Annotated in this window: 11 protein-coding genes; 10 read left to right on the top strand and 1 reads right to left on the bottom strand. The window is 69.3% G+C overall.

Annotation, left to right across the window (positions count from 1 at the left end; translation table 11 throughout):
• Positions 1-91 precede the first annotated feature (91 nt).
• The 3 genes from FB475_RS11650 to FB475_RS11640 all read left to right on the top strand — a co-directional run bounded on the left by FB475_RS11650 (position 92) and on the right by FB475_RS11640 (position 6,752).
• Entirely contained in the window at positions 92-1,903 is a 1,812-nt protein-coding gene (locus FB475_RS11650) for a S8/S53 family peptidase (protein ID WP_141855232.1), read from the top strand.
• An 86-nt stretch (positions 1,904-1,989) separates the two neighbouring features.
• Positions 1,990-2,952 carry an LLM class F420-dependent oxidoreductase gene (locus FB475_RS11645; protein ID WP_141855230.1) on the top strand — a complete coding sequence of 321 codons (963 nt, stop codon included), beginning with the start codon at positions 1,990-1,992 and terminating at the stop codon, positions 2,950-2,952.
• A 149-nt stretch (positions 2,953-3,101) separates the two neighbouring features.
• The gene (locus FB475_RS11640; RefSeq protein ID WP_238332097.1) at positions 3,102-6,752 is read left to right on the top strand and encodes a S8 family peptidase; all 3,651 of its coding nucleotides are present in this window, start codon (positions 3,102-3,104) and stop codon (positions 6,750-6,752) included.
• A gap of 115 nt (positions 6,753-6,867) precedes the next feature.
• On the opposite strand, the gene FB475_RS11635 is transcribed toward FB475_RS11640, so the two are convergent.
• On the bottom strand, positions 6,868-8,229 hold the full coding sequence (locus FB475_RS11635) for a lytic transglycosylase domain-containing protein (protein ID WP_141855227.1): 1,362 nt from the start codon (positions 8,227-8,229) through the stop codon (positions 6,868-6,870).
• 294 nt (positions 8,230-8,523) lie between these two features.
• Here FB475_RS11635 and hemL point away from each other — a divergent pair, with 294 nt between their 5' ends.
• The 7 genes from hemL to FB475_RS11600 are packed head-to-tail and all read left to right on the top strand — an operon-like array spanning position 8,524 to position 14,708.
• On the top strand, positions 8,524-9,846 hold the full coding sequence (gene hemL, locus FB475_RS11630) for a glutamate-1-semialdehyde 2,1-aminomutase (protein WP_141855225.1): 1,323 nt from the start codon (positions 8,524-8,526) through the stop codon (positions 9,844-9,846).
• Between the two features lie 37 nt (positions 9,847-9,883).
• Positions 9,884-10,507 carry a histidine phosphatase family protein gene (locus FB475_RS11625; protein ID WP_238332274.1) on the top strand — a complete coding sequence of 208 codons (624 nt, stop codon included), beginning with the start codon at positions 9,884-9,886 and terminating at the stop codon, positions 10,505-10,507.
• Positions 10,507-11,070, top strand: a complete 564-nt coding sequence (locus FB475_RS11620) for a TlpA family protein disulfide reductase (protein WP_141855221.1) — start codon at positions 10,507-10,509, stop codon at positions 11,068-11,070. The genes FB475_RS11625 and FB475_RS11620 overlap by 1 nt, the downstream gene beginning before the upstream one ends.
• Before the next feature lie 4 nt (positions 11,071-11,074).
• Positions 11,075-11,818, top strand: a complete 744-nt coding sequence (locus FB475_RS11615; protein ID WP_141855219.1) for a cytochrome c biogenesis CcdA family protein — start codon at positions 11,075-11,077, stop codon at positions 11,816-11,818.
• Position 11,819: 1 nt separating this feature from the next.
• Positions 11,820-13,406: a cytochrome c biogenesis protein ResB gene (gene resB, locus FB475_RS11610; RefSeq protein WP_141855217.1), complete on the top strand. Its 1,587-nt coding sequence runs from the start codon at positions 11,820-11,822 to the stop codon at positions 13,404-13,406.
• Positions 13,403-14,455 (top strand): c-type cytochrome biogenesis protein CcsB, encoded by a 1,053-nt coding sequence (gene ccsB, locus FB475_RS11605; protein ID WP_141855215.1) that lies wholly within the window; start codon positions 13,403-13,405, stop codon positions 14,453-14,455. Before resB ends, ccsB begins: the two co-directional genes overlap by 4 nt.
• Position 14,456: 1 nt before the next feature.
• Positions 14,457-14,708 carry a DUF4229 domain-containing protein gene (locus tag FB475_RS11600; protein ID WP_141855213.1) on the top strand — a complete coding sequence of 84 codons (252 nt, stop codon included), beginning with the start codon at positions 14,457-14,459 and terminating at the stop codon, positions 14,706-14,708.
• Positions 14,709-14,824: the final 116 nt, after the last annotated feature.

Raw genomic sequence — 14,824 nt, 5'->3', positions numbered from 1 at the left:
AGAGCGCTCTCACGGCCGTAAGGACTGGACAGGTGAGCGGTGCGTAGATGACTGTGGGTCGCGACCGGTCAGGTGGGGGAGAGGACATCGAATGAAGCTTCGCTATGTGTTCAGTTCGGTGATGTTGGTCGTTCCGCTGGCGGTGGTTGCGGTCGTGCAGCCGGCGACCGCGGCAGCGCCACAGGCCGACGCGGGGAAGGTGCCTTCGTTGTTGCGGCAGGCGGCGAAGGACGCTGCCGGTAAACAGCAGGCTCGGTCCCTCGGAGTACAGGGCAACGGGCGGTTGGGGGTGCAGGTGTACGCCGCTGCTCGGGTCAGTGCTGAGCAGCAGAGCGAGCTCAGCGCGCTCGGTGTCTCGGTGGATTCGAACTCTGCGGACTTCAAGGGCGTACCAGGCGTCGACCTGCCCAGTACCGGCCTGGTGTCGGCTCAGGTGCCGTACGACAAGCTCGACGCGGTGGCGGCGTTGCCCTGGGTGACCGCACTACGGCCGACGATTCGGCCGGCTGTGGATGTCGGGCCGGTGACCGCCGAGGGCGTGCAACTGCACAAGGCGGACCAGGCCCAGGCTCGTGGGCTGACCGGGCGTGGCCAGAAGATCGGCGCGATCTCCGGCGACGTGGACCACATCGCGGACTCGATCGCGGCCGGTGAGCTTCCGGCGGACGTCCAGGTGCTCCAGCAGGCCGCGTCGTACACCGACGACGAGGGCACCGCGATGCTCGAGCTCATCCACGACATGGCGCCGGGCGCGAAGCTCGCGTTCGCCAGTGCGCAGGACACCACCGCGCAGTACGTCGAGGCGTTCCACACGCTCGCGAACGCCGGGGTGTCGATGATCGCCGAGGACATCGCGATCGACGACGAGCCCGCGTTCCAGCAGGGCATCACGGCCGCGACCGCGGAGGCGCTGGCCAAGCACGGAATCTTCATCAGCTCGTCGGCCGGCAACCTCGGTACCCGGCACGCGCCGCGGGTGACCGCGGTCGGTACCGGCAAGGGCGCCGACGGCGCGACCGGCCCGTACACGAACTGCCCGACCGACCCCGACAACGTCGTGAAGCTCCGCGGCGACGACACGTCGTACGACCTGAACCTGCTGCCCGGCGCGCGGATCCTGCCGACGCTGCAGTGGAGCGAGCCGCGGGCGATCTACCCGACCGCGGGCCAGGGCGGCTTCACCGACCTGAACCTGTACCTGATGGACGAGACCGGTACGAAGTGCCTGGCGGTCAGCAACAACGTCCAGGCCAACGGCGTCGGCGACACCATCGAGCAGTTCGACTACACCAACACCACGTCCGCACCGCAGCGGGCGAAGCTGGTCGTCGACGTCCAGGGCACGTCGTCCGCGGTCCGGGCGCCGATCCTGGACCTGCGCTGGCGGGCGCTGTCGGCCGGTGTGCAGACGCTCGACCCGGCGGAGCGGGCCGGTTCGCTGAACCCGGACTCGAACTACACGTACTTCGCCACCAGCGCCGGCGCGGTGAACGCCAGCGTCTCGACCGACCCGGCGACCACCCCGCTCGAGGCGTACAGCGCCGCCGGACCGGTGCAGTTCATCACCACGACCCGCTGCCCGGGGAACAAGCCCGGCCCGTGCCGCGGCATCTCCGGTGGCGGCGAACGGAGCTTCCCGGCACCGAACTGGCTGGCCGCCGACGGTGAGTCGGTCAGCGGCGCCGGCGGCTTCGGCTCCGGTACCTGCCCGACCACGACCCAGGGCGCCTGCCGCTTCTTCGGTACGTCGGCCGCCGCACCGACCGCGATCGGTGTGGCCGCACTGACCCGGCAGGAGTTCGGCGGTCGCCTCGCCCCGATCGCGCTCAGCACGATCCTCGCGGCCCGCGCGGTACCCCGTACCGGCCCCGGAACAGGAGTAGGAGTCCTCAGCGCCCGGTAATTAAGAAGTCGTAGTGGTCCGATTGAGAACGAATTCAGTACTCGTATTCATGGACCGATGCCGCCATCCGTGGAAAGGATGGCGGCATGACTACACGTTTCGGGGTATTCGTACCGCAGGGCTGGAAGATGGATCTGGCCGAGATCGCGGATCCGATCGAGCAGTGGGAGGCGATGACGGACGTCGCCAAGCGCGCGGACGAGCAGTCCTGGGACTCGATCTGGCTGTTCGACCACTTCCACACGGTGCCGGAGCCGAGTGACAACACCACGTTCGAGTGCTGGAGCGCGACGGCGGCGCTGGCCCGCGACACCAAGCGGGTGAACATCGGCCAGATGGTCGGCTGCAACGGGTACCGCAACCCGTCGCTGTACGCGAAGATCGCGTCCACCGTCGACGTCGCCAGCCACGGCCGCCTGTACGCCGGCATCGGCGCGGGCTGGTACGAGCACGAGTGGAAGGCGTACGGCTACGAGTGGACCGACGTACCGCAGCGGATGGCGGCGTTCCGCGAGGCGACCGAGATCATCTACAAGATGTGGACCGAGGACAAGCCGGTCTACAACGGCAAGTACTACTCGATCGACGCGCCGATCAACGAGCCGAAGGGCGTCCGCAAGCCGCACCCGAGCTTCTGGATCGGCGGTGGCGGCCCGAAGGTCACGCTGAAGCTGGTCGCGCAGTACGGCGACGCGGCGAACATCGGCGGCGGCAACCCGGAGGTGATCCGGGAGAAGTGCGACATCCTCCGCGAGCACTGCCGCCGGATCGGCCGCGACTACGACGAGATCATCAAGTCGACCGGGCTGAACGTCTTCCCGATCGACAAGGGCGCCGACCCGACCAAGGCGACGCAGAAGGCGGTCGGCCCGATGGACCGGGAGAAGTTCGACCGGGACAACTTCATCGGCACCGAGGACGAGATCGCCGACAAGGTCGACGCGGCGCTCGAGGCGGGCGCCGACTACGTGATCTTCTACGTGCCGGGCGTCGCCTACGACCTGGACCTGCTGGAGCGGGTCGAGAACGTCACCAAGCGCTTCGTCTGACCTCAGCCGGGCAGTGACCGGAACCGGGCACTGACCGGAACCGGTCATGGCGGGTGTAGGTCAGCCGGAGTGGTGGACCGGGGCCCAGGGCAACTGTGAGGCTCCTCCCGATGGCCTCGCGTGGGTCGGGGCATCGGGAGGTGTCCCAGTTGTTTTCCCGATTCCCCCGGTCCGCGGCGGGTCTGTTCGCCGCGATGGTCGCCGGTTCCCTGCTGCTGCCGGCCACCACGGCGAATGCGGTACCACCCACCCAGCTCGCACCGGGCGCCCAGGCGACGCCCGGTGCGAGCACCAAACGCATCACGCTGGTCACCGGCGACGTCGCCGAGCTGACCACCAGCGCCAACGGCCAGTCCTCGGCCCGGCTGCTCGGTGACGAGCCGTACTACTTCGGCAGCTTCGACGGCGACCTCACCCTCGTCCCCGCCGACGCGTACGCATTGCTCTCCGCGGGCCGCCTCGACAAGCGCCTGTTCAACCTGACCGAGCTGGCCGCCCAGGGGTACGACGACGCCCGCAGCAACCAGTTGCCGTTGCTGATCTCGGGATCCACGACCTTGCGCAGTACGGCGGCCACGCTTCGTCGTACTCTTCCCAGCGTCGGAAGCACCGCGGTCAGCGTGCGGAAGGCTGACGCGAAGACCTTCTGGGCCGGTATCAGCGGTCCGACCACCTTCACGTCGAGTGCCGTCACCAAGATCTGGCTCGACGGCCGCACCCACACCACCGACGAGCAGGCGCTCCAGCAGATCGGTGCGCCGACCGCCTGGAAGCAGGGGTACGACGGCCACGGTGTGAAGGTCGCCGTACTCGACACCGGGTACGACGCCGGCCACCCGGACCTGGCGAAGCAGGTCGTCGCGTCGCAGAGCTTCGTACCCGACGAAGCAGTCCAGGACCTGCACGGCCACGGCACGCACACCGCGTCGATCGTCGCCGGCCTCGGTGTCGCCTCCGACGGCAAACGGAAGGGCGTGGCCCCCGGGGCCGAGCTCCTGATCGGCAAGGTTCTCGACAACAGTGGCGGCGGGTACGACTCCGAGGCGATCGCGGGTATGGAGTGGGCCGTCGAACAGGGCGCCAAGGTGATCAGCATGAGCCTCGGCGGCCTGCCGTCGGACGGCACCGACCCGATGAGCGAGGCGGTCGACCGGCTGGCGAAGTCGAGCGGCGCGCTGTTCGTGATCGCGGCCGGCAACTCGGGCGCCGAGGGAACCGTCGGTTCGCCCGGCGCCGCGTCCGAGGCGCTGACCGTCGGCGCGGTCGACCGGGACGGCAAGCTCGCGAGCTTCTCCAGCCGCGGCCCGCGCCTCGGCGACGGTGCGATGAAGCCGGAGGTGACCGCGCCGGGCGTGGAGATCGCCGCCGCCCGCGCCGCCGGTACCGTCCAGGGCCACGTGCTCGGCCAGTACTACACCGCGATGAGCGGTACGTCGATGGCGACGCCGCATGTCGCCGGTGCCGCCGCGATCCTCGCGCAACGCCACCCCGACTGGACCGGCCCGCAACTGAAGGCCGCGCTCGCGTCGACGGCGGTACCGTCCGCCGGTGCCCGCCCCGACCAGCAGGGACTCGGTCTGATCGACATCCCGGCCGCGCTCGACCCGAAGGTCCTTCCGGACACCGCCAACCTGTTCTTCGGCGACCTGTCCTGGAGCGGCGCGGCGCCGCCCGCACCGGTCACCCGTACCGTTGCCTACCGCAACAACACGAACCGCCCGGCGACGCTTTCCCTGACTGTCGACGCAAAGTCCCCGGCCGGCGTCAGCGCCGCCGTGAAGGTCAGCCCGACCCGCCTGACGATCCCGGCCGGCGGCACCGCGTCCGCGACCGTGACGCTCGACCTCGCACGGACGCAACCGGCCAACTACGCCGGCACCCTCACCGCCCGTACCATACGGTCTGGTATGGCGGGCGCCGGTGGGACGTCGTACCGGACGGGCCTCGGGTTCGCGGCCGGTGGACGGCTGAATCAGGTGACTGTGAAGGCGATCGGCCGCGACGGGCGGCCCGCGACCACGGCCGCCGGTGCGAGCGGCGTGCAGCTATGGAACCAGGACACCGGCGACGTCAACGCGATCGCGTTCGACGAGAACGGCAGCCGGACCCTCGACGTACCGACGGGCCGCTACAGCGTGATGGCGTACGCGGTCAGCGGTGACGAGGCGGACTGGGCGAACTCGCTGACGCTGCTCGGCGACCCGGACGCGTGGATCGACCGCGACCGGACGTTCACCTTCGACGCCCGGACCGCCCACAAGGTGACGATCAGGACGCCACGGCCGGCCGACGCGGAGAGTATCGGCGTCGCCTGGCACCGCAAGGTCGGCAGCCGCGACGCGGTGTCCGGCTGGGGGTTCAACGGCCGGATCGCCGACGGTGTCTACGTCCAGGACTTCGGAAAAGTTGCCAAGGGCACCTTCCAGGTCGTGCAGCGCTGGGACCTGGCGCAGCCGCAGCTGACGGTCACGCTGCCCGGCGGGAGCAAGCTGCCGACGCCGGGCTCGGGATCCCAGCAGACCGTGTACGTCGGCAACGAGACGCTCCCGCTCTACAACGGCGGCAACGGTACGGCCGCCGAGCTGACCGGGGCGAAGGGCAAGATCGCGCTGATCCGCTGGGGCGGGTTCGACGCGACGGATACGCAGGTGCAGGCGGCGAAGGCGGCCGGCGCGAAGGTGGTGTTCCTGTACAACGAGGCGCCCGGCTACTGGTCCACCGGCACCGAGGAAGGCATCCCGGTCTACACCCTGCGCTCGGATCAGGCGAAGCAGCTGCTGAACGGACCGGCCTCGCTGCAGCTCAGCGGTGTCCGCGACAGCACCTACCGGTACGACGTTGCGATCGGCCCGTCCGTCGTCAAGGGCGGCCTGACGTACGACGTCGCGACGATGAAGCCGGCCGTGGTGACGACCGACTTCCAGCGCAACGACGCGTTCTGGCTGCACTGTGACCAGCGGATCGCCCATCTGCCGGGTCTGTCGACCGGCCTGTCGGCGTCGCGGAGCATCGCCGGCGCGGTGCGGCGGACCGACTACCTGGTCACCGACCTGAAGGGTGTCACCTGGGACGAGAAGACGTCCGCGGGGGAGTGGAACGAGACCGGGTTCGAGGCAACGATCCCGCGCTCGTACCGGCCGGGCGAGCAGGTCACGCGCGGCTGGTGGCAGCCGCTGACGCGTCCCGCCGTACCGGGGTTGTCCGATGCGCCAGGTGATGTGGATCAGGGCTGGCCGCCGGCGCGGTTCGAGAACGCGCTGCGGATCGCGATCCCGCAGTACGTCAGCGGTGACCGGAGCGTGTTCGGCTGGGGTGACCGTGGCGACGTGACGAGCCTGAAGTTGAGCAGCACCGGGGTCGAGTTGGGCAGCAAGGACTGGTCGGTCGCGCAGTTCGCCGTACCGGCGAAGGCGGCCTGGTACGACTTGACCCTCGACCAGCAGCGCGGCCCGAACAGCTGGGCGAAGACGTCGCCGTCCACGCACACCCGGTGGCACTTCCTGTCGGCGCCGACGAAGGGCCGCGCCGTACTCCCGCTGGTCCAGATCGACTACCAGCACACGGACGGCTGGCTCGAGCTGACACCCCGCTACCAGCCCGGCGTACGCGGAGCCGGCATTTTCCGCACCACAGCAGAGATCTCCTTCGACGGAAAGACCTGGCGAACCCTCCCGCTGCGCGGTTTCGGAACCTTCCGCACCCCTGTTCCACCCGGTTCCTACCCGAGCATCCGCGTAACCGCCACAGACCTGATCGGCAACAGCATCACCCAAACCATCAACCGAGCCTGGGTCGGCTGAACGTTGAAAGGCGACGCCACGAAGCCGGGGGGAGGTGCTCCGTGGCGTCGCCAGGGGCGCGCCAAGGGAGGGGTGGGGGCAGGCGCGCCGGTCTGTGTGTTGTTGGGTGGGAGGGTCAGCCTCCGAGAACGCCTCCGCCGAGGACGCCCAGCAGTCCCAGCAGGGACAGCAGGTTGCGGATCACCTGGTCGACAGCCTTCGTGCCACCGGTCTGGTAGGCGGTCACGCACTTCTGCAGCTGGTCCTGGGTCGGCTTGGTGATCGTGACCTTGGCCATCTCGGACTGGCAGTACGTCGCCGCGGTCTGCAGCTGCTGCACTGTGCTGCCGACGGTGCCGACGATCAGGCCGGCTGTGGTCGTCAGCGTCGCCACACCGGGCGTCGTCGTGGTCGGCGTCGTCGGCTTGCTGGTCGGCTTCGTCGTGGTGGGCCTGGTGGTGGTCGGCTCCACGGTCGGCTTGCTGGTCGGCTTCTGCGTCGTCGGGCGCTGGGTCGGCTCGACGGTCGGCCGGGTCACGCCGCGCTCGTCGGTCAGCGTCGGGGTTGGCCGGGCCGGCGGCGGCGTCGGGATGCCGGTCACCTCCGGCAGGTTCTTGTCGGCCGGCGGGTCGACGCCCGGGTCGGTGATCTGGTCGCCGGCCTCGTCCACGTCGTCGCCCGACGTACCGTTGCCGACCGCGATCCAGCTGCCACCGGCGTACGCCTTGGCGATGCTGAGCACGAGGTCGACGTACTGCTGCGAGTGGTTGTAGCGCAGCACGGCCGCGTTCAGGTCGGAGGCCTTCGACAGGTCGGTGTTGCCGGAGCACAGGTAGACCGCGGTGGACATCGCCGCGTCGTTGATGTCCTGCGGGTTCCGCACCCCGTCGCCGTCGCCGTCCACTCCCATGGCTCGCCAGGTGCCAGGGATGAACTGCATCGGGCCGACCGCGCGGTCGAACGCACCGTCGCCGTCGAACGCGCCCGCGTCGGTGTCGGCGATCCGAGCGGTGCCGCCCGAACCGTCCAGCCGCGGGCCGAAGATGCCCGGTACGGCGACACCCTTCGAGTTCAGGGAGTTGCCGCCGAAGCGGCCGTGGTTGGACTCCACCCGGCCGATCGCGGCCACCAGCGTCCACGGGAGGTGGCAGCTCGGGTCCGCCTGGGCCAGCACCTGCTGGGCCCGGGAGTACGCCTTGAGTGCGGCGTTCGGGATGCCGTTGCGGGACAGGCCCGACACCACCTGGGTCGGCTGCTCACCCGGGTCGACACCCGGCCCGACCGTGCCCGGCACGGCCACGTTGGCCGGTACGGTGATCGGCTGCTTCGGTACGACGACCGGGTTCCCTCCGGACAGCCCGTGGTCGAGCGACGCGGTGGCGATCGCCGGGTTGTCCGTGGCGCTGACGGTGAACGCGGTCGCGAACAGCGCGAGCGGGATCAACGGCGCCACCTGACGCCACCCGCCACTCGTGGCGCGGCGTTTGCCTTTCGCCATCGATGAATCCCCTCCGTGACTCAACGACTCGTCCGGCCCCACGCTGCGGACAGTCCTTGCGCCATTTCAATGGTCACTGCCTCGGTTCCCGTCGCAAGAGATCTAACGCCCGCCCCGTCGCGTGGGTTACGCGCCGGACCCAGACCGTGTACGAGCGGTCACCGAGTACCCATACTGGCGCGTAACAAAGCGCCTGTGAACCCCTTGGGAACGATCGGTACCAGAAAAGGGCCTGGCCCTGCCGGTCGGGGCACCCGGCCCCTGCCGGTCGGAGCTCCGCACCGGTCGGGGAGAATGGCCGCCGTGCCCGACAACTCAGAACAGTCCGCCAGGCTCTTCCAGAGGGCCACCGCTGTCACCCCGGGCGGGGTCAACTCTCCCGTACGGGCGTTCCGCGCGGTGGGCGGCGTACCGCGTTTCATGGCCTCCGGTGACGGATGTCACATGACCGACGTCGACGGCAACCGCTATCTCGACCTGGTCAGCTCGTGGGGCCCGCTGCTGCTCGGCCACGCGCACCCCGAGGTGATCGCCGCGGTCCAGGCCGCCGTCGCCCGCGGTACGTCGTACGGCACGCCGACCGAGACCGAGGTGCTGCTCGGCGAGGAGATCGTCGCGCGGACGCCGGTGGACAAGGTCCGGCTGGTCTCGTCCGGGACCGAGGCGACGATGTCCGCGCTCCGGCTGGCCCGCGGGTTCACCGGCCGGAACAAGATCATCAAGTTCGCCGGCTGTTACCACGGCCACGTGGACGCACTGCTCGCGCAGGCCGGTTCCGGCGTACTGACGCTGGGCATCCCGGGGACGCCGGGCGTCACCGAGGCGACCACCGCGGACACGATCGTGCTGCCGTACAACGATCAGCAAGCCGTGGCGGCAGCGTTCGCGGAGTACGGCGACCAGCTCGCGGCCGTCATCACCGAGGCGTCGCCGGGCAATATGGGCGTAGTCCCGCCGCGGGACAACTTCAACGCGTTCCTCGCCCGGATCTGCAAGGAGAACGGTGCCCTGTTCATCTCCGACGAGGTGATGACCGGTTTCCGGATCACCAAGTCCGGTTGGTACGGCGTCGACGGCGTCCAGCCGGACCTGATGACGTTCGGCAAGGTGATGGGTGGCGGCTTCCCGGCCGCGGCGTTCGGCGGCCGCGCCGACGTGATGGCGTACCTGGCGCCCGAGGGCTCGGTCTACCAGGCCGGGACGTTGTCCGGTAACCCGATCGCGACCACCGCCGGCCTGACCACGCTCCGGCTGGCCACCGACGAGGTGTACGCGAAGCTCGACGAGACCTCGCTGACCATCCAGCGGCTGGTGTCGACCGCGCTGGACAAGGAAGGTGTGCCGCACGTCATCTCCGCGGCCGGGAACCTCTTCAGCGTCTTCTTCGTGGACTCCTCGGAGGGACCTGCCGAGATCCGGGACTTCACCCAGGCGAACGCCCAGGTGCTGCCCCGGTTCACGGCGTTCTTCCATGCCATGCTGGACGCCGGCGTCTACCTGCCGCCGAGCGCGTTCGAGGCCTGGTTCGTGAGTGCGGCGATCGACGACGACGCGCTGGCTTCGCTGGAGTCGGCCCTCGTACCGGCGGCCCGCGCGGCAGCCGCAGTACAGAACTGAAGGGACAGCGGTGACCGAAACGACGGTCGTGCACCTGATGCGCCACGGCGAGGTGCACAACCCGACCGGAGTGCTCTACGGCCGGATCCCCGACTTCCATCTGTCCGAGCTCGGCCGGCAGATGGCCGAGCGGGTCGCCGAGCACGTCAAGGGCCGCGACATCGTGCACCTGGTCAGCTCGCCGCTGGAGCGCGCCCAGGAGACGATGGAGCCGATCGCCAAGGTGTTCGGGCTGACCCCGGACATCGACGAGCGGGTGATCGAGGCCGCGAACCTGTTCGAGGGCAAGAAGTTCGGTGTCGGCGACGGCGCCCTGCGGAACCCGAGCGCTTGGTGGCTGCTGCGGAACCCGCTGAAGCCGTCCTGGGGCGAGCCGTACCAGCAACTGGTGCGCCGGATGCGCGACGCGATGGAAACCGCCCGGCAGAAGGCCGCCGGGCACGAGGCACTGATCGTCTCGCACCAGCTGCCGATCTGGATCGTCCGGTCCGCGATCGAGGGCCGGCGGCTGGCGCACGACCCGCGCAAGCGCCAGTGCAGCCTCGCCAGCCTCACGTCGTTCAGCTTCCACGGTGACCAGATCGTCTCCGTCGGGTATTCCGAACCGGCGAAGGACCTGTTGCCGGTGAAGCACCCGAAGAAGTTCGTCGGGGGCGCCTGATGCGACGCGTCGTGCTGTTGACCGCCGGTGTGCTGCTGGCGGTGACCGCCTGCTCTTCGGGGCAGCAGGCGGCGCAGAGCCGGCAGGGCCAGGCCGGTTTCGTCAGCGGTAACGGCAACGTGTCGGTGTTCGGGGCCGCCGACCGCAAGGCAGCGCCCGAGCTGACCGGCAAGACCCTCGACGGCAAGACCTGGACGCTGTCGGACCATCGCGGTCAAGTTGTCGTGCTGAACGTGTGGGGCTCTTGGTGTCCTCCGTGCCGAAAGGAAGCACCTGACCTGGTCGCAGCTGCCAAGGAGCTCGGGCCGTCGGTGCAGTTCGTCGGGTTGAACACGCGCGACCTCGATCAGGCACAGGCGAAGAAGTTCGTGCAGGAGTTCGGGGTGCCGTACCCGAACGTCTACGACCCGAACGGCAAGGCGCTGCTGCGGTTCCGCGGGCAGATCTCGCCGGCGGCGATCCCGACCACGCTGGTGATCGACAAGACCGGCAAGGTCGCCGGCCGGGTCGTCGGTGAAGTGACCAAGCAGACCTTGCTCGGTATGGTGAAGGACGCCGGTTGAGCTGATGGGACAGTGGTTCGCCTCGTCGATGACGGGCTCGATGCTGGTAGCGCTGCCGATCGCAGTGCTCGCCGGTGCGATCTCGTTCTTCTCGCCATGCGTCGTACCACTGCTGCCCGGCTACCTGTCGTACGTCACCGGCCTGTCCGCGGCCGAGCTCGGCTCCGAGAAGCGGGGCCGGATGCTCGCCGGTACGGCGTTGTTCGTCGCCGGGTTCTCGACGGTGTTCATCCTCACCGGCGTACTGTTCGGCACCGCCGGTAACCTGCTGATCGACCACCAGACGGCGATCACCCGGGTGCTCGGCGGACTCACCGTCGTCCTCGGCATCGTGTTCCTCGGCGGGTTCGGGTTCATGCAGCGCGACCTGCGCGTGCACCGGGTGCCGGCGGTCGGGATCGCGGCCGCGCCGCTGCTCGGCGTACTGTTCGGATTCGGGTGGACGCCCTGTATCGGGCCGACGCTCGGGACCGTGATGACGCTGGCCACCACGCAGGGCAGTACGGCGCGCGGCGCCACCTTGGCGCTGGTGTTCAGCCTCGGGCTGGGGATTCCGTTCATCGTCGCGGCGCTGGCGTTCCGGCGGATGCTGGGTGCGGTGGCGTGGGTCCGCAAGCACCAGCTGCTGGTGATCCGGATCGGCGGCGTACTGATGATCGCGGTGGGACTGCTGCTGCTGACAGGAGTGTGGGACTCGATGACCGCGGACCTTCGGCAGTGGGTCGCCAACTTCGGATCGGCGGTCTGAGATGACCGATATCAAGGACCACATCACCGCACTGACCGGCAACTCCGGCAACGAGCCGCCGCCGGCGCTCGGCCTGGTCGGCTGGCTGCGCTGGACCTGGCGGCAGCTCACCTCGATGAAGACCGCGCTGGTGCTGCTGTTCCTGCTCGCGCTCGGTGCGGTGCCCGGCTCGCTCATCCCGCAGACGTCGATCGACCCGATCAAGGTCTCGGACTTCCTCACCGCGCACCCGAAGCTCGGCCCGCTGTACGACAAGCTCGGGCTGTTCGACGTCTACAAGTCGGCGTGGTTCTCGGCGATCTATCTGCTGCTGTTCATCTCGCTGATCGGCTGCGTCGTACCCAGGCTGTCGGTGTACTTCAAGGCGTTGCGGTCCCGGCCGCCGAAGCCGCCGCGCAACCTCAACCGGCTGCCCGGGTACGAGCGCTTCGAGGTCGACGAGGCCGGCGACGTACTGGAGGTCGCGACCCGCGAGCTCAAGCGCCGCCGGTTCCGCGTGCAGTCGTACGACGGAGCCGTCGCGGCCGAGCGTGGTTACCTGCGCGAGGCGGGCAACCTGCTGTTCCACTTCTCGCTGATCCTCGCGCTGATCGGGGTCGCCTGGGGCTCGCTGTTCGGCTATCGCGGCTCGGTATTGGTTGTCGTCGGCAACGGTTTCTCGAACTCGGTCGCGCAGTACGACGACTTCACGCCGGGCCGCGCGTTCAGCGGCGACGACGACCTGCCACCGTTCTCGCTGACCGTCAAGGACTTCCAGGTGAAGTTCCAGCAGGACGGCCCGCAGAAGGGTGCGGCGCGCGAGTTCAAGGCGCAGTTGACGTACCAGGAGACGCCGGACGCGCCCGAGAAGCCGTACCTGCTGCAGGTCAACCACCCGCTGAAGGTCGACGGCAGCAGCGTCTACCTGATCGGCCACGGCTACGCGCCGCGGGTGACGGTCCGCGACGGGCAGGGCAACGTGGCGTTCTCCGGTCCCGCCCCGTTCCTGCCGCAGGACAGCAACTTCTCGTCGTTCGGCGTGATCAAGGCACCGGACGCGCGGCCGCTGACGCTCGGTTTCGAGGGGTTCTTCCTGCCGACCGCGGTGATCGGCCAGCAGGGGCCGGTGTCGGTGTTCCCCGACGACCTGAACCCCGCGCTGGTGATGACCGGGTACTACGGCCGTCCGCAGCCCGAGACCGGGCAGCCCGAGTCCGTGTACCAGCTGGACAAGACCAAGCTGACGCAGTTCACCAAGGACGGCGACAAGTGGCGGTTCCAGCTCGCGCCGGGGCAGAGCATCGCGCTGCCGGACAAGGCCGGGTCGATCACGTTCGACGGCTACAGCCGCTGGGTGAAGCTGCAGGTCAGCCACACACCCGGTACGAACCTCGCGCTGGCCGGCGTCCTGCTGGCGATCCTCGGGCTGATGGGCTCGCTGTTCGTGCATCCGCGCCGTACCTGGGTGCGGGTCCGGGAACAGGACGGGCGTACCGTTGTCGAGGTCGCCGGTCTGGACCGCGGCCCCGAGCGCGGCCTCGGCGACGAGATCCAGGCGATCACCAAGAGTCTTAGACCCGCCAGCTCGAATACCCAGGAGCAGCCATGAGCCCGGAGACCTACGCACACGTCTCCAACCTGCTGATCCCCACCGCCACCGTGGTCTACGCCCTGGCGATGGTTTCGCACGCGATGGAGTGGGCCCTCGGCCGAGCAACCGTCGCACGAAAGGCCGCTCCTGCGGAGCGGGAGGAAGCTCAGGTCCTGGTCGGCTCCGTCGCCGGCACCGCAGCCGCGGACGCGGCGAGCTCCGGCGCAGCCGGCTCCGGCGCTGGGAGCGCAGCGGCCGGCCCCTCAACCTCCTCCGTCTCCGGCGCCGAAGGCGCCGTCACGGAGCGGCTGGATGCGGCGAGCCGGATCGGGTTGTTGCTGACCTGGATGGGCTTCGTGTTCCACCTCGGCGGCGTGGTCACCCGCGGTCTCGCGGCCGGCCGGGTGCCGTGGGGCAACATGTACGAGTTCTCGATCACGGCGTCGCTCGCGGTCGCGATCGTCTACCTGATCTTCGTCCAGCGGTACAAGCTGCAGTGGCTCGGCCTCGGCGTCACGCTGGTGATCGCGAGCGTTCTCGGTCTCGCGTCGCTGGCGCTCTACACGCCGGCCGGCCCGCTCGTGCCGGCCCTGCACTCGTACTGGCTGGTCCTGCACGTGTCCGCGGCCGCGACCTCCGGCGGCGGGTTCACGGTCGGCGGCCTGATCTCGGTGCTGTACCTGCTGAAGGCCCGCGCCGAGCGGAAGGTCCTCGACGGCGGCACGATGTCCCCGGCGCTGCGCCGGCTGCCCAGTGCCGAGTCGATGGACGGTACGGCGTACAAGGTGCTGGCGTTCTCGTTCCCGCTGTGGACCTTCGCCGTCCTCGTGGCCGGTCCGATCTGGGCGGAGTACGCCTGGGGCCGGTACTGGGGCTGGGACCCCAAGGAGGTCTGGTCGCTGGTGACCTGGGTGGTGTACGCCGCCTACCTGCATGCGCGGGCGACCGCCGGCTGGCGGGGCCGCCGGGCCGCGACGATCGCGATCGTCGGCTGGTTCGTGTTCCTGTTCAACTTCGTCGGCGTGAACCTGTTGGTCTCCGGCATGCACTCCTACGCTGGGGTGTGAGATGAAGGAGTTCGGCATCTACACCGGCTTGCGGGCGGCTCTGTTCGCCGTCTGCCTGGGTGTGCTGTGGGTCGTCCTGCACACCTGGCTGTCGATCTGGCCGATCGCGCTGCTGGCCCTGGTGGTGTCCTCGATCCTGTCGATCTTCGTCCTGCGGGCCGCCCGCGACCGGCTGGCCGGGACGATCGACACCCGTGCGCAGAAGATCTCCTCCCGCCTCGAGCGCGCCCGCTCCGCCGAGGACGACGACTAGTAGGCAGTCCGCCTCCAAACGCCGTACCAGTGATCGACTGGTACGGAGAGTGACCTATGCCACGAGCATAATCCCCGATAAATCCTTTGTGCCTCCCTTCACATGAGTCGTAGAGT

Origin of the sequence: Kribbella jejuensis (genome assembly GCF_006715085.1) — a bacterium.
In the GTDB taxonomy this organism is placed as follows: Bacteria; Actinomycetota; Actinomycetes; order Propionibacteriales; family Kribbellaceae; genus Kribbella; species Kribbella jejuensis.
Note: the sequence above shows the minus strand (reverse complement) of the source record. Positions and strands in the feature narration are given on the sequence as shown.

Coding starts and splice junctions, on each gene's coding strand:
- FB475_RS11650 (WP_141855232.1), top strand. CDS start 92: ATGAAGCTTCGCTATGTGTTCAGTTCGGTGATGTTGGTCGTTCCGCTG.
- FB475_RS11645 (WP_141855230.1), top strand. CDS start 1,990: ATGACTACACGTTTCGGGGTATTCGTACCGCAGGGCTGGAAGATGGAT.
- FB475_RS11635 (WP_141855227.1), bottom strand. CDS start 8,229: ATGGCGAAAGGCAAACGCCGCGCCACGAGTGGCGGGTGGCGTCAGGTG.
- hemL (WP_141855225.1), top strand. CDS start 8,524: ATGGCCGCCGTGCCCGACAACTCAGAACAGTCCGCCAGGCTCTTCCAG.
- FB475_RS11625 (WP_238332274.1), top strand. CDS start 9,884: ATGCGCCACGGCGAGGTGCACAACCCGACCGGAGTGCTCTACGGCCGG.
- FB475_RS11620 (WP_141855221.1), top strand. CDS start 10,507: ATGCGACGCGTCGTGCTGTTGACCGCCGGTGTGCTGCTGGCGGTGACC.
- FB475_RS11615 (WP_141855219.1), top strand. CDS start 11,075: ATGGGACAGTGGTTCGCCTCGTCGATGACGGGCTCGATGCTGGTAGCG.
- resB (WP_141855217.1), top strand. CDS start 11,820: ATGACCGATATCAAGGACCACATCACCGCACTGACCGGCAACTCCGGC.
- ccsB (WP_141855215.1), top strand. CDS start 13,403: ATGAGCCCGGAGACCTACGCACACGTCTCCAACCTGCTGATCCCCACC.
- FB475_RS11600 (WP_141855213.1), top strand. CDS start 14,457: ATGAAGGAGTTCGGCATCTACACCGGCTTGCGGGCGGCTCTGTTCGCC.